Origin of the sequence: Rufibacter hautae, assembly GCF_008271695.1 — a bacterium.
Classification (GTDB): domain Bacteria; phylum Bacteroidota; class Bacteroidia; order Cytophagales; family Hymenobacteraceae; genus Nibribacter; species Nibribacter hautae.
Window position 1 is genome coordinate 882,364 of record NZ_VKKY01000001.1, and the last position, 19,953, is coordinate 902,316.

Consider the following 19,953-nt stretch of genomic DNA (forward strand, 5'->3'; position numbering starts at 1 on the left):
TAAACCTGCGCGGCCCGTTATCCGTCTTTCAGGTCTGTACCCACTCGTGCCCATGCGCCAGCTCTTAGACCGTAAAACCGATTCCTTTTTTGGCCCCCTCCGCTACCTGGGGTACGCCTTGCTGTTGGCCGGTCTGGTCTTAGGCAGTAGCCCCTGGTGGCGCACCGATGCGGTAGACAAAGTACAGATGCTCTGCGTGGGCGCGCTGCTGCTCCTGCTGGGTGTGCTCTTCAAATTCACCTTCCACGGGTTCCAACTCGATCTCCAGCACCGCCGTGTGCGGGAATACCTGAGCATGTTCGGCCTGAAGACCGGCAAGTGGGCGCCTTTACCGGCCTTCCAGCGCGTGCGCCTCACCTCCCACCTCAGAACCACCGAGGACCACGACCATGAGCACGGCCACACCCATGACCACGAGCCCGCCGCTTCGGTCATGTGGTACACCATCGGGCTGTACTCCCAATCAGCAGAACCAGACTACGAACTCCGCACCGACAACGCCGAGGAAGCCCTAAAAACCCTCCACCTCTTGTCAGACGAACTCCGCATTCCCGCTGAAAACACCCTTTCCTCCCCTGCATCTCATTTATAACATCTGTTTTCAGGCTGTTTTCTGGAAAACGGGCTTGAAACGGTACTGGCGAAGACACTCGTAGGACCTTCGGACACTACGAGGTCTTTCAGAGCTGACGGTATTGCGTTGGTTCCTGAAAAGAATTGCGAGGATCGGCAGGAGTAAACACCCCTCTTCAGAGCTTCGCTCGCTGCCTCAAACTCTCGTTTGGGCAATCCTCAAGGGGAGAATCTACATTGATCACTTTTTACTCACGGCAGTTGCAAACTGCCGGTCATTTTGGGTCCAAGTCACAGACTTGAACCAGGTAAAGATAACCCACCCCTACCCCTCCGAGGAGGGGAATCAGAACATCCTCAAAGTCTTCTTCTTGGCAAAGGATTGAAAGTTCGCAGTGCTGCAAAGGCTTTGACCAAACGAACCAATTCCAGCCTTTCGGTTGAGCGCCTTGTCAGGTTCCGGTGCCGAAGGCATTGCGACCGCAAGGGAGCAAAGGAAGCTGGCGCAGCGCGAGGCCGGAAGGCGGGGCCTCGCGGCCGTGAGCGCACGGAGCCCAGCGATGCAACAACTCAGCTTATGCACCCACGAAAACAGCAGCGCCACGATAGCACAAGCGGACTAGGCGTACCCCTAAGAATAGAATGGCAAAGCAAAACGCTCCAGAAGAAAACTATTCCGGCTGTACTTCCCTTGTAAACCAAAGCGTTATAAAGATCCCTATAAACTCCCCCGGTTTTCCTATATTTGACTACTATCTATCAGATAAATTCCACCTGACGTGAAAAAAAGATTTATTGCTTTTTCCCTCATGGGAGCGGTGCTGTTTGCCCAGTGCAAGACCAGTACGCCCTCCCAAACCGCTGCCACGGCTACCGAAACGCCAACGCCCGAGGCGGCCAAGAAAGAGTTCACCTACACCACCGTGCCCAATGATCCGCTGAAAGCGCGCATCTACAAGCTGGACAACGGCCTTACGGTGTACCTGACCAAGTACGAGAATGCGCCCCGTATCCAGACGTACATCGCGGTACGCGCGGGCAGCAAGAACGACCCGGCCAACGCCACCGGTTTGGCCCACTACTTGGAGCACATGGCTTTCAAAGGTTCCACCCGCTTAGGTACCATCAACTGGGAAAAGGAGCAAGAAGAACTGGCCAAGATTGAGGCGCTGTATGAGCAGTACCGCACCCAGAAAGACCCGGCCCTGCGCAAGAAAACTTACCACCAGATAGACTCTATCTCAGGGGTGGCCGCCAAGTACGCGGTGCCGAACGAGTACGACAAACTGGTGGCGGCCATGGGCATGAAGAACTCCAATGCCAGCACCTGGGTAGAGCAGACTATCTATTACGGCGACATCCCCAGCAACCAGGTAGACAAGTGGGCCATGCTGGAGTCGGAGCGCCTGGGTGTGATGATTCCGCGTCTGTTCCATACGGAGTTGGAGGCGGTGTACGAAGAGAAAAACCGCTCGCTGGACTCTGACAACAACAAGGCGTTTGAGGCGGCGTTCGCGGCTTTGTTCCCCACGCACCAATACGGCGCGCAGACGACCATCGGGACGGTGGAGCACTTGAAGAACCCGTCTATCACCGAGATCAAGAAGTATTTCGATAAATATTACGTGCCCAACAACATGGCCATTGCCATGAGCGGCGACCTGGACTTCGACCAGACCATCAAAACCATCAATGAGCACTTCGGGAGATGGCAGCAGAAAGCCGATCCGGCCTACACGGCACCGCAGGAGAAACCCATCACGGCGCCCGTGGTGAAGGAAATTCTGGGTCCGGAGGCCGAGAGTCTGCTGATGGCGTACCGTTTTCCGGGTATCAAATCAAAAGACGCGTTGGTGCTGCGCATGATCAACCAGATTCTGAGCAATGGCCAAGCGGGTTTGATTGACCTAAACATCAACCAGAAACAGGCCGCTTTGGGGGCGGCATCCTTCGCCGAGGTCTACAATGATTACAGTGCGCACTTCCTGAGTGCCAACCCGCGCCAGGGCCAGACGCTGGACCAGGTGAAGAACCTGTTGCTGCAGCAGATTGAGCTGGTTAAGAAGGGCCAGTTTGAGGATTGGTTGATTCCGGCCATCGTGAACAAAAACAAAATCAGCAAGATGCAGGCCTACGAGAGCAACGCGGCCCGCGCCACGGCGTTTGTGGATGCCTTCATCGCCCGCCAAGATTGGGCTGATTACCTGAAGCAGGAGGAGAACTTTGAGCAGATCACGAAGCAGGACGTGATGGACGTGGCCAACCGCTACTACGGAAACAACTACGCCGTGATTTACAAGCGCACCGGCCAGGACCCCACCGCACAGAAAGTGGAGAAACCTACCATCACACCGGTACCCGCCAACCGCGAGGCCCAGTCTGAGTTCTACAAGCAAGTGGCCAGCCGCACCGTTTCTGACCTGCAGCCGCAGTTCGTGGACTACAAGAAAGACATCCAGGAAGGCAGCCTTAAGAGCAACATTCCGGTGTATTACACCAAAAACAAGGAGAATGGTCTGTTCAACCTGTTCTACATCCTGGACATGGGCACGAACAACGACCTGAAACTGGGCTTGGCCGTGGATTACCTGCAGTACCTGGGCACCGACAAATACACCGCCGAGGAACTGCAGAAAGAGTTCTTCAAGATCGGTTGCTCCTTTGGGGTTTCCTCGGGCCAGGACCAGGTGTATGTGTCGTTGACAGGTCTGGACACGAACCTGGAGAAAGGCCTGCAACTGTTTGAAAGTCTCCTGCAGAACCCCAAAGCCGATCCCAAAGCCTTGAGCGACATGGTGGCCGGTATCCTGAAAGACCGCAAAGACGCCAAACTGGACAAAAATACCATCCACAGCGTGGCCATGGTGAACTATGCCAAGTACGGTCCTAAGAACCCGTTCACACACATTTTGAGCGAGCAGGAACTGAAGAAAGTGAAGCCTGCTGAGCTGATCTCCCGCATCAAGAGCATCCCTAGCTACCAGCACCGCGTGTTGTACTACGGTCCCAGAGAACTGCAGGCGATTACGGCTACCTTGAACACCGGCCACATTGTACCCGCTGCCCTGAAACCGGTTCCTGCCGAGAATGCCTTCAAAGAACTGGAGATCAAAGACCGCAAGGTGTACTGGACAAACTATGACATGGTGCAGGCCGAGTTGCTGTTTTTGACCAAGTCTTTGAATTACGATCCTAAACTGGTGCCCACCATCAGGCTGTACAACGAGTACTTTGACGGGGGCATGGGCGCGATTGTGTTCCAGGAGCTCCGCGAGTCCCGCGCCTTAGCGTACTCTGCCAGTTCAAGGTTTGCCAACGCCAGCCGGAAAGATCGCGCCAACTACATTATGTCGTACATCGGGACGCAGTCAGACAAACTGCCCGAGGCCATGGCCGGTATGCAGGAACTCTTGAACGATTTGCCTCTAGCCGAGACCAATTTCACTAACGCCAAGGCCTCGGTGCGCAACAGCATCGCCACGGAGCGGATTAACAAGGTGGGTATTTTGATGAACTACGAGCAGGCCCGCAAACTAGGCGTAGACCATGACCTGCGCCGCGACATTTACGAGAGCCTGGATGCCTTGACCTTGGATCAAATTAAGGCTTTCCAGCAGCAGTTTGTGAAAGGCCAGAACCAGACCATTCTGGTCATCGGTTCCAAAGACCGACTCAACTTCAAGGAACTGGGCAAGTACGGCACCGTGAAGCAGCTGACCCTGAAAGAGCTGTTCGGATACTAAGGTGTAGTTGACAGCTGTTAGTTATCAGTTAATATGATTTAAAAGAAGGAGCGGCTATTGGTCGCTCCTTCTTTGTTTTTGGGCTATTCTCACCAAAACAGGCCTAAAACAGAAATCTATTTCAGAAAGCAAAGCACCAACGAAAATATACAGGTAATTATATATATAGCGATTTCTTGCGTGTAATCAGTCAAATCAGCTTACTTTTGAATAGCAACTTTTAAAAGCTTTTTACTGCTGTTCCTTTACTTCCCTCACCTTTTATGAGAATATTTCTCCTCGCTTTGTTTTTACTGCCGGCACTTTGCTTTGGGCAAGCTGTTAAGCAGACTGACAACCTAATCACCATTGGCACCAAAGAAATTTTGCCCTCCGCTATTTTAGGCGAGGATCGCGAAGTATGGGTGTATGTGCCCAAGTCTTCGGATGGCAATGCGCGTTACCCGGTCATGTACCTACTGGACGGCAAAGACTTCTTTCATTCTGTGACGGGCATGGTAGACGAGATGAGCTCCGTAGGAAAGGCGCCCAAAATGATAGTGGTGGGCATCCTGAGCAAAGACAGAGGAAGCGAGCTTACCCCAACGTACTCTAAGTTCAGCCGAGATGGCATGGTAGACCCAGATTTCAAGAATTCAGGCCGAGGGGAGAAATTCATTTCCTTTATACAGAGAGAACTCATGCCCTTTGTTGAGTCCCGCTACCAAACGGCGCCTTACCGTATGTTTGTGGGCCATTCATTGGGCGGACTCACGGTCCTAAACGCGCTCGTGAACCACCCGGCTTTGTTTAATTCTTACGTAGCCATTGACCCCAGCGTGTGGTGGGATGGCCATCTCATCATCAAGCAAGCCCAGAAAGCACTTGCCCAGAAAGAATACGCAACCAAGAGCCTTTATTATGCGACCTCTAACACCATGGAGAAAGGCATGGACACCGTGCGGGTGATGCAAGACACGGCGTATGCCAACGGCAACGTACGCAACCACTTCCAGTTCAGAGAGGTTCTCAGAAAAAGCAAGAACCTCGCCTGGGCTTGGAGGTACTACCCAGAAGACAATCACTCTTCGGTGCCCTTGCCAGCCGGGTATGACGCGTTGCGCTTCCTCTTTAAAAAGTATGAGCTAGACAAAAACCTGAATGACCCTACCATTACAGTGGCTTACCTGAAGGATCATTACCGTGCGGTGTCTGCCATGATGCAGTACACGGTGATGCCCTCAGAGGTGACGGTGAATATGCTGGGTTATGCTTCCCTGGGCAACAAACAGTATGACAGGGCTTACCAGTTCTTCAAGATGAACCTGGAGAATTACCCCACTAACGGCAACCTGCATGATTCCATGGGCGACTACTATCTAGCGGTTGGTGATAAGAAGAAAGCGATGGAAGCGTTTAAGAAAGCCCTGTCCCTGGAGGAAGTAGCAGAAACCAGACGCAAGTTGAAGCAGCTGGAAGTCGGTCAGTAAGGTTCCGGCACTTAGCTTGATTTACAAAAACGAAGAGGGAGCAACCATGAGTTGCTCCCTCTTCGTTTTTGGGCTATTTCTGAGAAAACAGGACTAAAACGCTGGCTCAGTTTCCTCAAGGAAAGAATGGGGTTTATACCTAATTGTCTTTTTCAAGGTAACATCCATACTTCCAGACCGTTACACCTAATTCGTATTTTCATTTTAACGCACTGGGTGCTTTTTGAAAGGTAGTGGTTTATTGCACCATACCAAGCTATTAAGTCTTGCTAAACTGATGTTACCTACCTTTGGGCCTCAAAACGTTTTTTGTGCTTTCTACTTTCCATTCCTGGCTGGTAGGCCTAGCCTTCCTTTCAAACTTCGGATGACCAACAATACGCTTACATGAAAAGTACCAACAACCCTCCCCTCTTCAAATTGAGCCTGATTTCCCTTCTGTTGGGTGGTTTCAGCATAGGGATGACCGAATTCCTGATGATGGGCATTCTGCCCGATATGTCCAAAGCCCTTAACATTTCCATTCCGGAAGCGGGTCACCTCATTTCCATTTACGCCCTGGGCGTGGTGATTGGCGCGCCTTTGATGGTGGGTCTTACCTCCAACATGCCACCTAAGAAAGTGTTGATCGGCTTGATGCTGATGGTAGGCATTTTCAATGGCTTGTTTGCCCTGATGAGCAGTTATCCCTTACTCATGGCGACCCGGCTTCTGGCTGGTCTTCCGCACGGGGCGTTCTTCGGCATCGGTGCCGTGGTGGCAAGCAAATTAGCCGAACCAGGCCGAGAGGCAAGGGCAGTCTCGGTGATGTTCGCTGGGCTGACGGTGGCCAATATCATTGGGGTGCCGCTGGGCACGTTCATTGGCCATAACTATAGCTGGCGGTTTTCCTTTGCGTTGATCGCGGCGGTGGCCTTGGTAGCAGCGTTCGCGGTAAAAGTCTGGATGCCTTCGGTGAAATCAGAATCTGAGACCAGCTTTTTGAAGAGCCTCAACATTTTCCGGCACAAGGAGCTGTGGTACATCATTGGCATCTCCACCATTGGTACCGGCGGCTTTTTTGCCTGGATCAGTTACATCGCCCCGCTGATGACCGAGGTGGCCGGGTTCAGCAATAACGTCATGACCATTATCATGGTAGTGGCGGGCCTGGGCATGGTGGTAGGCAACTTCGTGGGCGGTCGGCTGGCCGATCGGTTCTCGCCGTTGACCACTACCACCTGTCTGCTGTTGTGCATGGTAGCCGCCCTGTTGCTCACCGTGGTGATGGTGCAGTTCAAACCGACGGCCGTGCTCATGACCTTCCTCATCGGGGCGATTGGGTTTGGCGTGATCGCGCCCATGCAGATGCTGATTGTGCAGCAGGCCAAAGGTGCCGAGATGCTGGCTTCTTCCCTGCTGCAGGCTACTTCCAACATGGGCAACGCTTTAGGCGCTTTCCTGGGCGGGTTACCCATTGCCGCCGGCTTCGGGTACACGTCTCCAGAGTATGTTGGCGCTGCCTTGGCCTTCACCGGGGTTCTGTTCTGCCTGCTGCTGGTAGCGGCCTATAGACAGAAAGCCAGAAACCTGGCCATTGCGTAAACCCTTTCGTGGAAAGGGGTACTTTTCACGAAAACGGGTGCGAAACGAAAGCACCCTTTCATTCACTCATCAACCTAAGACACCACCATGAATCAGATAGCATTAGTAGTGGGCTCCAGCGGAATTGTGGGCAGCAACCTGGCCCAGGAACTCCTCTCCCAGGGATGGACCACCTTCGGGCTGGCCCGCAACCCCAAAACCGATGTCCCCGGTCTGCAACCCGTAGCCGCTGATCTGCAAAGCCCAGAGAGCTTACAGGCAGCCTTAGCCGACATCGCGCCGACGCACGTATTCTTCACCAGTTGGATGCGACAGGAAACCGAAGCCGAGAACATCCGGGTGAACAGCGCCATGGTCCGGAACCTGCTGGATGTTTTGTCGCCGAAGAAATCGGTGCAGCACGTGGCGTTGGTGACCGGGCTGAAGCATTACCTGGGGCCGTTTGAGGCCTACGCCAAAGACGGGTTCCTGCCCGAGACGCCGCTGCGCGAAGAGCATCCGCGCCTGGACATGGAAAACTTCTACTATGCCCAGGAAGACGAAGTGTACGCCGCCGCCGAGCGCGATAGCTTTACCTGGAGCATCCACCGGCCGCACACCATCATCGGGAAAGCCGTGGGCAACCTCATGAACATGGGCACTACGTTGGCCGTCTACGCTTCCATCTGCAAAGAAACCGGCCGCCCGTTCCGTTGGCCGGGTTCTGAGGCGCAGTGGAACGGCCTCTCTGACGTGACCGATGCCCGCGTGCTGGCCAAGCATCTGGTGTGGGCCGCCACTACCGAGGCCGCCCGCAACGAGGCCTTCAACGTGGTCAACGGCGAGTACTTCCGCTGGAACAAGCTGTGGAAACAACTGGCCCAGTATTTCGGGGTGGAAGCCATCGGGTATGAGGGCAGCATTCAGCCGCTGGAAGTCGAGTTAGCCAATGACGGTCCGCTCTGGCAACAGATTGCCGAGAAATACAACCTGGCAGAACCCAACTTGGAACGCCTGGCCTCGGCCTGGCACACTGACCTGGACTTGGGCCGCCCCATAGAGGTCATGACCGATATGTCCAAAAGCCGCCAACTGGGTTTCCACGTCTACCAAAGAACCGATGAGTCTTTCTTTGACTTGTTTGAGCAGCTGCGGAAAGACCGGCTGATACCGTAGAAGTATCTAGGCTTAGACCTTCGAAAAGAAAGTAGTATTTAAGACGATTTACCTCTTGATGAAAACAAAGGAGGAGCAGCTGCAGGGTTGCTCCTCCTTTGTTTTTAGTATGTTTTAGGAAAAAGAAGCCGAAAGCAGAAAGGGCTGATATAATATTTATAGTATATAGTATATTCGGCAGTGCAGTTCCGTTTATCTGACCAACGGTGAGCGTGTAAACGGAGGTTTGGTTATAAACAAAGCGCCAATAACCGGAACAGTTCCATATACACAGTAGTTGTGCGTAATAAATAAATAAATAAATAAATGATTACTCAACTTAAAATAGATTCAGTTTTTGATTCCAATCCAGAGTTTAGGAACCACTTTATACTGAAGTGCCTAAGTTTAAAAAGCGACGACTTTCTTTATGTATCTTTAAAAGAAGATTCAAATGGTAAAGACTTAGAATCAATTATTCTTATACTCTACCATTTCATCGATAAAATTGTTGAATTGAAAATAAATAATGTGGCATTCTCTTTTAAAGAAATAGAATACTTTGCCGACTTAGGGAATGCTGCAATTGTTAATCTTGCTATTCGAATAGATAATAAAGGCGGTAAGTTTATAGTGATAGAGCCAAAACCTAAAATAAAGGACGTTCTGGAGATTTTGGGATTAGATGAATGCTGGCCTATTTATAATTCTGAGAAAGAATTCATTGATGATATGAATAAATAAAATTACTACGCACAACACTGTATAAAAGTCAGCATCGGCCGACGGCCTCCGCCGATTTTTATACTAGTCCGTTAGGTCTAATTTTAAGCATAAAAGAAACATAAATGGACATTCAATGGAATAGTCTACACGATTCTTCAATCAAAGAAATCTCAATAGATTGGGAAAGGGAAATATTGACCATTGAAATCTCAACTACTGCCCTTTCATTTCCAGAAATAAGAAGAGCGTTCATAAAAGCTGAAAATGTTACTTCGCTTCTTTGCCCAATGAAAAGTCCTTGGGGAAAGAGTAAATCAATAAATGAAGTAAAACAGATTGGTAAAAAACTTAAAATTGAGATGCAAAGTGGTGACACGATAGTGATTGAAGCTACTCTATTCAAATTGGAAGAATTTTGAATCAAGTTGTTTCTGACCTGTTTTTCGAAAATTAAGGCAAAAACGGACGGACAAGAGTTAGTTGCGCTCGGCAAGCTGTTTTCAGGCTCATTTCGGAAAATCAGGCCAAAAACAGAAAAAAGCCGTGCAGTCTTTGCAGAAAAAAAACTAGACCTAACAACAGCTAAACGCCAGCATCGGCCGACGGCCTTTCCGTCGTTTACACAAGTACGTTGGCTGTAACCTTTTAAAAACTTACATTTTGACAATCTAAATACTGTCTGATAGAAAAAGCATGAAAACGCTAAAAATCACTTTCATTTTAATACTGACAGCAGTTCTAATTTCTGTTGGATATGTTTACGCATTGACATTCCAATCTGAAGGACGTTTGGATTGGGGGCAGGCTTTGTTTTTAGAATTGATAGGTGACAATGATGAACAGGTAAAGTCACTTAAAAAAATGACAGTTCAGGAACGTAGCCATTTCATAGATGCACTGCCTTTCGACATCACAGGTTTAAGTATTGATACCCTTAGAATTACGCAGGACAGCCTAACTGTATATGTTTTCAAACCGCAACATTTACCTAAAAACAGCCCAGTAGTTGTTTATTTTCACGGCGGGGCATTCATTTTACCCTGGACAAATCAGTCGGTAACTTATGCCACACGCCTGGCTCATACCTTCAATGCTATTGTGGTTGGTGTGGATTACAGGGTAGCCCCGGAACACCCCTTTCCCACACCGAATAATGATTGCTACGCATCACTGCTTTGGACAATTCAAAACATAGAAAAGTGGGAAGGTAACCCCAATCAAATCATCGTGGCTGGAGAAAGTGCAGGGGCAACGTTCGCAACAACAGTAGCAATCAAGGCCAGGGACGAGAATCTGGCGAATATCAAATACCAGCTTTTAGATTGCCCGGTTACCTATATCCCTTTCAAAACGGACGCCTATCAGAAGTTTAAGCGCGGGTATTTTTTAGAGGAAACCGAAATGCTTTACAGTGTAGAAAGTTATTTGCCTAATGAGGCTGACCATACTAATCCGTTGGCGATGCCATACTATGAAGCCAATTTGTCGAACCTGCCCCCTGCCTTTGTGATCACCAGCGAATTTGATCCTTTGAAGGACACAGGACGGGATTACGCTAAGAAATTAACAGCGGCAAACGTTCCAACAATATATAAAGAGGTGAAGGGCATGATGCATTGCATACCAGGTCCGCTTAATGAAAAGGATAGAGTTGCCTTATATAAGCAAGCTGCAAAAGAATTCTCTGGTGCTAAGCAAATTGAAATATAAATAACAGTCGAATAGGAAAGGCAGCAGCCAACAAAACCTATAGTGCATAAACGCACCATAGCCCAATACGTTAAGCAATTAATAAGAGAATTAGGTAATCAAAATAAAACAAATGATTCCAATTATAAACTCTGATCAAGAAATAGTGACTATAAGAGTGTTAGAATTTTCCAAAGGAAAAGTTTACAAAGCATGGTCAAACCCAGAACAATTAAAAGATTGGTGGGGGCCAAAAGGCTTTTGGAATACCTTTGAATTATTTGATTTCAGACCGGGCGGCCAATGGAAGTTTGTTATGCATGAACCAGAAAGAGGCAACTACAAAAATGAATGTGAATTCTTAAAAATAGAAGAACCTAATTTAATATACTGGAAGCGACTCACTCAACCACTATTCCAAGTTTGTGCAACTTTTGAGGAAATTGAAAAAGGAAGTACAAAAATTACTTTTCGAATGATCTTTGATTCAGTTGAAGCGTGCAATAAAATTAAGCCTTTTGCAATTGATAAAAATGAAGAGAATTTCGATAAACTTAATATCCTTTTAGAAAGATTATATACGTAAAATAAAAATACCAACCGCTAACACCGTATAAACGTCAGCCTTCTGCCGATGGCCTTGCTCGTTGTTTATACTAATCGGTGTATGGTATTGAAACCTTCTAATTCCTAAACTACTTTATGTATTACAAGCTAATATATTTATCTCTTTCCTTCCTACTAACATCGAATTTGACGTTTGGCCAGGATGAGAATCTACTTGGAAACAATAAGTTTAGGAATAGCAAGCTTAATAAAGCCTATGTGACAGACATATTAAGTAAGCATCCATGGACTTTGATTAGAATTGATTCCTCTTGCTTTGATGTAGGAATTAGCTCAAACAAAATCTCAAATAAGCACTTAATAAAGTTTCGGTCTAATGGGAGCGTAGAATCTCCAGAAGAAATGTTTACCAATTTTAAATATGATGACGCCAAAAGGGATATTCTCCTTTACAACAAGGCAAACGAAGAATATTTCGCACTCTTCTTAAACCAAAGCAAAAGAATTTACTTCCTTACAATACGCAAGCGTAAATCAAATTCCGAAGAATGCCATACTGTAAGCTATTCTTTTAAGCAAGTGATTTAACGACTTTGTGTACCTAAGTAAAATGAGAAACGGAAGTATAGAAAAACAACACTATACAACACCGTACAAACGTCCTTCTTCGGCCAATGGCCTTGCCCGTTGTTTAGCCAGTACATTCATTAAACATTAACTTATAAAAAGAGACCAGACTTATCCGTAATCTAAGATTCTAAAAGGACGAAATAAGGGTTTCAGCTAAACCAAAAATCACTTAAAAACACTCAGCTAAATAAAACCATCAAATTCATTACCATGAGAAGCAGCTTACATTATTTAATTATTCTATTCTTTCTAATTTCTACCAATGTTTTCTCACAAAATAAAACCGAGAGTTTACCCTTTGCACAATCTTTGAATTACGGCAAATCTGTAGCTGTTTTTGGTGGCTCTGTTTCTGTAATTCCTGAAAGTGACAGTGCCAAAACCATGTGGAAAAAATCTTTAGGACTGACTATTACTAATTACGGAGTGCCTGGCGCAGGTTTTTCTTCCTTACAGGGGAAATCAATTCAAAAACAGGTTGATGAAGCCGGCGTGTTTGATATCTATATTCTTTGGGCTTCAACAAATGACTATACCAATAAAAGAGCCGTTGGATCTTACACAGATTACACAGAATTAGATGGCTACGACAAGAAGAAACTAACCACCCAGGCAGGAGGAATCAACTATTGCATAAAAAAGATTTATGAGAAAAACCCTCATGCCACCATATACTTTTTCACCTCCAGCAAAGCCTTCAACGACCAAGGGGGCTACGATCCGCTTTTCGCCCAGGGGATGAACAGATATGTTGAATTACAAAAACAGATTTGCTCCCTTCACGGCATTCCCGTACTCGATCAGTTTACATGGGGCGGCTATAATGTTTACAACAAACATCTATACTATACCGACGCCATCCATATGAATGCCTTAGGATACAAAAAGCTAGGCGAGCTACAGGTTTCGTTTCTTGCTTTTCCGTAGGTGGGTAAAGTTTGAGATTAGCTCAATTAAAATCTGAGGACAGTAAGACCACAAATTATAGTCAATATTCTCACACGAGAAGGCTAGCATTGCAAAACGAAAACGCCGCCTGAGATTCCCTCAGACGGCGTTTTCGTTTTGTAACCAGTTGCTATTAGAATTGATCAATCAAAGAGTTCAAGGTAGTGCTTGGGCGCATGGCTTCAGCCGCTTTGGTAAAGTCTGGATGGAAGTAACCACCCAAGTCAACCGGCTTGCCCTGGGCTGCGATCTGCTCTTCTACAATCTTGGCTTCGTTCTGGGTGAGGGCTTGGGCCAGGTCAGAGAAACGGGCTTTCAGCTCTTCGTTCTTGGTTTGCTCCGCCAAGGCCTGGGCCCAGTAGAGCGCCAGGTAGAAGTGGCTGCCGCGGTTGTCAATGCCCCCTACTTTGCGCGATGGCGACTTGTCTTTCTCCAGGAACTCAGCGTTGGCTTGGTTCAGGGCCTCGGCTAGTACCTGGGCCTTCTCGTTATTGGTCTTGTAGGCCAAATCCTCCAAGGAAACCGCCAGGGCCAGGAACTCACCCAGAGAATCCCAACGCAGGTAGTTTTCTTCCATGAACTGCTGCACGTGCTTAGGGGCAGATCCACCGGCTCCGGTTTCAAACAGTCCACCGCCGTCCAGCAGAGGAACAATAGAAAGCATCTTGGCGCTGGTACCCAGCTCGATGATCGGGAACAAGTCGGTGAGGTAGTCACGCAGTACGTTACCGGTCACAGAGATGGTGTCCTGACCTGCTTTGGCGCGCTCACAGGTATACCGAATGGCCTCTACCGGCGACATGATCTGAATGTCCAGTCCGTTGGTGTCATGGTCTTGCAGGTAACGCTCTACCTTTTTGATTAGGTTGGCGTCATGTGCGCGTTGCTTATCTAACCAGAAGATAGCTGGCGTGTTGGTGATGCGCGCTCTGGTCACAGCCAGTTTCACCCAGTCTTGGATAGGCAGGTCCTTGGTCTGGCACATTCTCCAGATATCGCCTTCCTCTACCTGGTGCTCCATGAGGGAATTGCCTGCGGCATCCACCACGCGCACGGTTCCGGTGGTCGTGATTTGAAAGGTTTTGTCGTGGGAACCGTACTCCTCGGCTTTCTGGGCCATCAACCCGATGTTCGGCACCGTGCCCATGGTCTTCGGATCAAAGGCACCATTGGCTTTGCAGAAATCAATGACCTCCTGGTAAATGCCCGCATAGTTGCGGTCTGGGATCATGTATTTGGTTTCGTGCAGTTTGCCATCTGGTCCCCACATCTTGCCCGAAGAGCGGATAGCTGCCGGCATAGACGCGTCAATGATCACATCATTCGGGAAGTGCAGGTTGGTGATGCCTTTGTCTGAGTCTACCATGGCAATGGCCGGTCCGTTCTGGTAAGCGGCTTGCAGATCCGCTTCTACAGCTGCTCTCTGCTCTTCCGGCAACCCCTGGATTTTACTGTACACATCGCCCAAGCCGTTGTTTGCATCTACCCCGATGGACTTGAACAGTTCTGCGTGCTTCTCAAACACCTCTTTGAAGAACACCGTCACCGCGTGCCCAAACATAATAGGGTCAGAGACCTTCATCATGGTGGCTTTCAGGTGCAGGGAAAGCAGCGTGCCGGATGCTTTAGCATCAGCGATCTCTTTTTCATAGAACGCGCGCAGGGCTTTCTTGCTCATGCGGGAAGCATCAATCACCTCACCAGCCTTCAGAGCCAGTTTATCTTTCAGAACGGTTGTAGTACCGTCAGCGGCTACAAACTCAATTCTCACTTCGGTGGGCTGCTCTACTACTGCAGACTGCTCACTGCCGTAGAAATCACCCTCGCTCATGTGCGCTACGTGCGAGGTGGTGTCTGGACTCCAAGCACCCATGGAGTGCGGGTTCTTTCTGGCGTATTGTTTTACCGCATCGGCTACGCGACGGTCAGAGTTCCCCTCACGCAACACCGGGTTCACGGCGCTACCTAATACTTTGCCGTAACGGGCTTTGATTTCTTTTTCAGCGTCTGTTTTCGCGTCGGCCGGATAGTCTGGTATGCTATAGCCTTGCGCCTGCAATTCTTTGATAGCCGCTGTCAACTGCGGAATAGAGGCACTGATGTTGGGTAATTTGATGATGTTCGCCTCGGGGGTCTTGGCTAACTCGCCCAGCTCGGCTAAGTCATCGCTTTGCTTCTGCTCCGCGGTAAGGTTCTCTGGGAACGTAGCCAGAATACGACCTGCCAACGAGATGTCTCTGGTTTCTACCTCAATACCTGCTGCTTTGGTAAAAGCTTTTACAATGGGCAGGAATGATTGCGTGGCCAGGGCCGGCGCCTCATCTGTAATGGTATAAATGATCTTCGCGGTTTTTGTCATGTTGCTCTTTAAATTAAATACTCCCGCCCGGGGCTTCATAACCCCAAGCGATTTCAGACCTATGCCCTACCGGTAAAGGCGGGGTTTACCTAGCAAATATAAGCGACTTTTTCATATAGCCTACCTGGCAGAACCGTGCAGACACAACCTATTCCCTTACGCACAAAAACACATCAGGATTAGGAAAAATACCTCAACTCTTCACCCGCGCATGAAGAAGCCAGTTACTTACACGCCCTCTGCTTCTTAGCCATTTGGGTATTGGTACCAACCTGGCAGGACAACACCTTTCATCTCCGCGGCAAGACCAAACCGTAACTTTCTCATCCTCAACACACTTACCCTGCAAAAAATCCAAACTGCAGGCTTTTTGGCCAATTTGAAAGCGTGTTTTGAATCTATCTTATACAGCACCTGCTTAAGTGACCTCTCTCTGACTAAAAGCATTCAAAGAGCTTTCCGCTGTATCTGGTTAGGATTAACCTCAAAGACCTTATTAGGGTAGTATCAATTTTTAGCAAATAATTTTTAAAAATAATTTATTTTATTTTTTTTATAACTATTCTGAAACAACATACAATTTAGAGCTTTCCCCGCAAAAAATCAGTAGAACTATTTTTACTAGCCCCTTTTCTCCACATCGGCCCACAGGACCTTCCAAAGGACTTACCTATTGTGAAATAGTTAAACAAAATATAATTTACACCACATTTAAAAATAGTTTATATAATAAACTAAAGATATAATTTAACATAAATTACAATTTAGATTATACCCCCTGTTTTACATATAACAATAATTTAATATTTATTTTATGAAATCATTATTACTAGTGATCCTTGTAGGCGTAGTGACTTTGCTACAGGCTGAGGTGTATGGACAAGCTCCTAGAACCACCCTTTACCATGAAAATTTTATAGGTACCATTAACAGCATCACCCACAACTGGCAAACCGGCACCACAACAAACAGTACGGCCTCTTACACCAAAGCTTCTAAAGGGGCACACCTCAAAACAGGCACTGCCCCGGGCACCTATGTACTAGAACTGGGAACGTTTACTACCGGCGGATTTGAAGACATTGACGTAAGCTGGGGCGGAAAAAAAGACGGAGAAAATGCCATAATGCTGGAGTACAGCTACAATGGAGGCATCTGGGTAACCGTTGATAAATGGTTTGACGTGGGCACCGAATGGTCAAAAGTGAACGCAGAGTTGGGCATCTCCTTACCTACCTGCTTTAACAAAGGCAGTGTGAAATTGCGCTGGACCTTTGTGGTGACTAATGCTTCCACCGCTTACGCCATGGATGATATCACCATTACCGGAATACCTTACGGAGGGCCTGGTCTTCCAGCAGCCATGTCAAAGTTCAGCTGGGATACTAAAACAGGCGGCGAAGTCCCCTATAATGCGGCACGGTATGGCAGCAATAATTTCTATGAGGCAGACGGGGTTCACATGCAATGGAACAAGCAGGAAGTAGGCACGGCCAATATGTACACCCAGCAGGTTACCCCAGATTACCAGAACATACACGCTTATTCTATCTCTCAGCAATATGCCGGAGGCGTTGCTTCAAACAACTACTCCCTGAATACGCTCCATTTCAAAAATACCGCTGTGCAGGGGCTAACCTTTTCGCTTTTTGATATTGACATGAACAAAAACCAGTTCCTTGATATCTTAAAGGTTGTTGCCTACCGCACCGGAAGCACTACCCCTATCTTGCCCCAGAAAAAGCATTCAAAGACCACGGCTACCAATGAAAGAATTCAGGATGGAAACGCAGTATTCTTTAGAAGCAAAACGTTTGACACCGGAGGAGCCAGCATTGACGGATCTTCTGAAGAAGGAGATGTCACCATCACCTTCCTGGAGCCGGTGGACAGAGTTGAATTCACCTTTTACAACGGCATCCCTCCCCAGAACGGAAAAGGACAACAAGGTTTCGCGATTTCTGACCTCACCTGGCGCAATGTAAACATGCCCGCTCCGCCGGTTGACTTTTCCACGCCCAGCACCATTGGCGGAGGCAGCAACGGGCCAGATCCGCTTCCTATTTCTTTAACTGCCTTTGGGGTTAAGAAAGTAGCCGAAGGAGCTAAACTGGATTGGATTACCGCGAACGAAAAAGACAATGACCGCTTTGTGGTAGAACGCAGCCTTGACGGCAAGACCTTCGAGGCCATTGGCGAAGTGAAAGGCGCCGGAAACAGCAATGTCCTTCTGAAGTACTCCTTTACAGATCGGTCACCTAAACAAGGTGTCAACTATTACCGCTTAACCCAAGTGGACTATGACGGCAAGTTTGAGCGGTCCAAAACCGTCTATTTGGCTGTTAAGGCGGGTACGCAGGCCTCTACCCTGGCTACCTACCCCAACCCAACCCCAGATGCGCTCACCATCAAGCTTGGGGCCGCTCTTCAGAACGACAAGACCTTCTACATTCTAAGCGCAGCGGGCAAACTGGTAAAAACAGTAGTTCTGCCCAGAAACGAGACATCGGTTCAGGTATCGGTACGGGAATTGGCCGCGGGCCTTTATCTGGTGAAGTCAGACCAGTCCATGAGTAAGTTCTTTAAGCAATAAACGAAGAAGCACCGGTGAATGAACCGGTAGACAGAACCATCAGGGCACTTTTCTCTTAGGGAGCAAGGTGCCCTGATTCATTTAGGAGGGCACCTCTCTCCTGTTTTCACCTCCCAACCTCTCGCATTACGGCAATGCACTTCGCAGGGCGACTACTTACGTATAAGGCGCATGAAGCTATTGAAACATGCCTTACCCCTTGCGGCACTTCTCCTGCTTAGCTGCGGACCCAATGAGCGCGGGGAAAACATCACCACAAGGGAAGAAGCCCAAGCATCCAATATCCAATCGGAAGAACAAAGCCAACAAGCCGATGTTCTGACCAAAGACACCCTCAACGTGGTACAGGACGAGGTGGTGAAAAAACCAACCCTTGGTACCTCTTCTGATTTCGAGCCGTTTTTTGAAAACTTCAGGCAAACCATCACCCAACAGGATGCCGGTGAATTCAACCAATGGATAGATCCGGACCTAGGACTTTACCTCATTGAAACCCCAGGCGCGGTTCCGCATTTCACCCATGTCACGGATATCAAAGAATTCCAGCTGGCAGGTGCCGATGGGCAAACGTTCTTCTCCATCAGAGACACGTTCACAGAGTGCAGCCCGGAGGAAGTGAAGATCCTGCCCACCATTACCTGCCAGGGCGAGGACAACAACTTCACTCGACAGGGCTGTTTTGTGGCGGAGGCAACAGCCTTCAGAAAGAGCGAGGCATACAAATACGCCGGCCTCTCACCTAAAGAGGAGCAGAAAGTTCTCCAGACCCAGTTATTGGTAAGCAAAACGGTGCTGCACACCAATAGCGGCTTTAGGTTTCATTTCGGGCAGATCAATGGCCAATGGCGCGTGCTGTTCATAGACCTCTCAGTACCGTGCAGCGCTTGATTTTGGTACCAAGCGTAAGGTAGCTAGCATCACGACAGCGAGTTGGTTTGCAGGCAAGCTCGAAGCAACCAGAAGCATCTTGCTAACCTAACCGCCGTAAGAGAAAAAGCAAATCTGTTTTGGGCTCAATTTTCTTAAATCAACCTCAAAACACCTTTGCGCCAAACTCAAGACTCATAACTCAAGACTCAAAACTCTCCTATGGCCTGGCCCTCGCACCTTCCTCCCCCAGATCCCCAGCTTGTAAAGACCTTAACCGAGCAGCAGGAAGTTCTGCGGCAGCAAGTGGTGCTGCAGAAACCTGACTTCGACCTGAAGTTGCTGGCCGGCTGTGACTCCTCTTTCATCGGGGAGAATATCCTGTCGGTGTTCGTGGTGTTGACGTACCCTGACCTGAAACTGGTGGAAAGCGTGTGGCACTATGGCCCGGTGGAGTTGCCGTACATCCCGGGTTTTCTGGCGTTCAGGGAGGCACCCAATCTGGTGAAAGCCTACGGAAAACTGCAGCACACCCCCGACCTGATCATGGTAGACGGGCACGGCATCGCGCACCCGCGCCGCCTGGGCATCGCCAGCCAACTGGGCGTGCTGCTGAACAAACCCACCATGGGCGTGGCCAAGAAAGTATTGACCGGCCGCCACGAAGAACCAGCCATGGCCAAAGGAAGCATCACACCGCTGACCCATCGGGGAGAACATATCGGGAACGTGATCCGGACCAAAGACAAAGTGAAGCCGGTGTTTGTGTCACCGGGGCATCTGATGGACCTGGAAACCGCCACCGCCATCGCCCTGCAGACCGCCGTCAAGCACAAGCTGCCCGAACCTACCCGGCTAGCCGATTACTACGCCGAGATCTACAAGAAAGAAGTGGTTTAAACCCGACAACTGAGGAATACGGAGGCACTAGCGGTAAATACGGCAACTTGAAAGCGAAAGTACTGCATTTGCGTTTTCTGCCCCAAAATCCCAAACCCGGGCCAACCATGCCAGTATATGCCATTAACCAGCCTAAGGAAAATCTTCCGCCGGTCTTCAGATAGAGGTAGC

General features: G+C 48.8%; 14 protein-coding genes. 13 read left to right on the forward strand and 1 reads right to left on the reverse strand.

The genetic code is table 11. The features are described 5' to 3' along the window. Positions 1–52: 52 nt before the first annotated feature. The 10 genes from FOA19_RS03460 to FOA19_RS03505 all read left to right on the forward strand — a co-directional run bounded on the left by FOA19_RS03460 (position 53) and on the right by FOA19_RS03505 (position 13,042). Positions 53–592 carry a hypothetical protein gene (locus tag FOA19_RS03460; protein WP_149089388.1) on the forward strand — a complete coding sequence of 180 codons (540 nt, stop codon included), beginning with the start codon at positions 53–55 and terminating at the stop codon, positions 590–592. A 760-nt stretch (positions 593–1,352) separates the two neighbouring features. Further along, a complete protein-coding gene (locus tag FOA19_RS03465) occupies positions 1,353–4,316 on the forward strand; it encodes a M16 family metallopeptidase (protein ID WP_223808714.1) in 2,964 nt (987 codons plus the stop codon). A 263-nt stretch (positions 4,317–4,579) separates the two neighbouring features. Next, positions 4,580–5,785 (forward strand): alpha/beta hydrolase-fold protein, encoded by a 1,206-nt coding sequence (locus FOA19_RS03470; RefSeq protein WP_149089389.1) that lies wholly within the window; start codon positions 4,580–4,582, stop codon positions 5,783–5,785. Between the two features lie 387 nt (positions 5,786–6,172). Further along, complete coding sequence (locus FOA19_RS03475; protein WP_149089390.1) at positions 6,173–7,369, forward strand: MFS transporter; 1,197 nt, start codon at positions 6,173–6,175, stop codon at positions 7,367–7,369. A gap of 87 nt (positions 7,370–7,456) precedes the next feature. Then, on the forward strand, positions 7,457–8,524 hold the full coding sequence (locus FOA19_RS03480; protein ID WP_149089391.1) for an SDR family oxidoreductase: 1,068 nt from the start codon (positions 7,457–7,459) through the stop codon (positions 8,522–8,524). A gap of 306 nt (positions 8,525–8,830) precedes the next feature. After that, on the forward strand, positions 8,831–9,247 hold the full coding sequence (locus FOA19_RS03485) for an STAS domain-containing protein (RefSeq protein WP_149089392.1): 417 nt from the start codon (positions 8,831–8,833) through the stop codon (positions 9,245–9,247). Positions 9,248–9,351: 104 nt separating this feature from the next. Then, positions 9,352–9,648: a hypothetical protein gene (locus FOA19_RS03490; protein ID WP_149089393.1), complete on the forward strand. Its 297-nt coding sequence runs from the start codon at positions 9,352–9,354 to the stop codon at positions 9,646–9,648. 274 nt (positions 9,649–9,922) lie between these two features. Then, the gene (locus FOA19_RS03495) at positions 9,923–10,939 is read left to right on the forward strand and encodes an alpha/beta hydrolase (protein WP_149089394.1); all 1,017 of its coding nucleotides are present in this window, start codon (positions 9,923–9,925) and stop codon (positions 10,937–10,939) included. 112 nt (positions 10,940–11,051) lie between these two features. Continuing rightward, on the forward strand, positions 11,052–11,504 hold the full coding sequence (locus FOA19_RS03500; protein WP_149089395.1) for an SRPBCC domain-containing protein: 453 nt from the start codon (positions 11,052–11,054) through the stop codon (positions 11,502–11,504). An 821-nt stretch (positions 11,505–12,325) separates the two neighbouring features. Further along, entirely contained in the window at positions 12,326–13,042 is a 717-nt protein-coding gene (locus FOA19_RS03505; RefSeq protein ID WP_149089396.1) for an SGNH/GDSL hydrolase family protein, read from the forward strand. A gap of 154 nt (positions 13,043–13,196) precedes the next feature. Here FOA19_RS03505 and FOA19_RS03510 read toward each other — a convergent pair whose 3' ends face one another. Beyond that, complete coding sequence (locus FOA19_RS03510) at positions 13,197–15,422, reverse strand: NADP-dependent isocitrate dehydrogenase (RefSeq protein ID WP_149089397.1); 2,226 nt, start codon at positions 15,420–15,422, stop codon at positions 13,197–13,199. An 814-nt stretch (positions 15,423–16,236) separates the two neighbouring features. On the opposite strand from FOA19_RS03510, the gene FOA19_RS03515 reads away from it, so the two are divergent. From FOA19_RS03515 to nfi, 3 genes are all read left to right on the forward strand, one after another. Further along, the gene (locus FOA19_RS03515; protein WP_149089398.1) at positions 16,237–18,015 is read left to right on the forward strand and encodes a T9SS type A sorting domain-containing protein; all 1,779 of its coding nucleotides are present in this window, start codon (positions 16,237–16,239) and stop codon (positions 18,013–18,015) included. A gap of 171 nt (positions 18,016–18,186) precedes the next feature. Further along, positions 18,187–18,903: a hypothetical protein gene (locus tag FOA19_RS03520; RefSeq protein WP_149089399.1), complete on the forward strand. Its 717-nt coding sequence runs from the start codon at positions 18,187–18,189 to the stop codon at positions 18,901–18,903. Between the two features lie 201 nt (positions 18,904–19,104). After that, a complete protein-coding gene (nfi, locus tag FOA19_RS03525; protein ID WP_149089400.1) occupies positions 19,105–19,782 on the forward strand; it encodes a deoxyribonuclease V in 678 nt (225 codons plus the stop codon). Positions 19,783–19,953: the final 171 nt, after the last annotated feature.

Bases quoted from the DNA above. Each gene is read 5' to 3' on its own strand.
- FOA19_RS03460 (WP_149089388.1), top strand. From the start codon at position 53: ATGCGCCAGCTCTTAGACCGTAAAACCGATTCCTTTTTTGGCCCCCTC.
- FOA19_RS03470 (WP_149089389.1), top strand. From the start codon at position 4,580: ATGAGAATATTTCTCCTCGCTTTGTTTTTACTGCCGGCACTTTGCTTT.
- FOA19_RS03475 (WP_149089390.1), top strand. From the start codon at position 6,173: ATGAAAAGTACCAACAACCCTCCCCTCTTCAAATTGAGCCTGATTTCC.
- FOA19_RS03480 (WP_149089391.1), top strand. From the start codon at position 7,457: ATGAATCAGATAGCATTAGTAGTGGGCTCCAGCGGAATTGTGGGCAGC.
- FOA19_RS03485 (WP_149089392.1), top strand. From the start codon at position 8,831: ATGATTACTCAACTTAAAATAGATTCAGTTTTTGATTCCAATCCAGAG.
- FOA19_RS03490 (WP_149089393.1), top strand. From the start codon at position 9,352: ATGGACATTCAATGGAATAGTCTACACGATTCTTCAATCAAAGAAATC.
- FOA19_RS03495 (WP_149089394.1), top strand. From the start codon at position 9,923: ATGAAAACGCTAAAAATCACTTTCATTTTAATACTGACAGCAGTTCTA.
- FOA19_RS03500 (WP_149089395.1), top strand. From the start codon at position 11,052: ATGATTCCAATTATAAACTCTGATCAAGAAATAGTGACTATAAGAGTG.
- FOA19_RS03505 (WP_149089396.1), top strand. From the start codon at position 12,326: ATGAGAAGCAGCTTACATTATTTAATTATTCTATTCTTTCTAATTTCT.
- FOA19_RS03510 (WP_149089397.1), bottom strand. From the start codon at position 15,422: ATGACAAAAACCGCGAAGATCATTTATACCATTACAGATGAGGCGCCG.
- FOA19_RS03515 (WP_149089398.1), top strand. From the start codon at position 16,237: ATGAAATCATTATTACTAGTGATCCTTGTAGGCGTAGTGACTTTGCTA.
- FOA19_RS03520 (WP_149089399.1), top strand. From the start codon at position 18,187: ATGAAGCTATTGAAACATGCCTTACCCCTTGCGGCACTTCTCCTGCTT.
- nfi (WP_149089400.1), top strand. From the start codon at position 19,105: ATGGCCTGGCCCTCGCACCTTCCTCCCCCAGATCCCCAGCTTGTAAAG.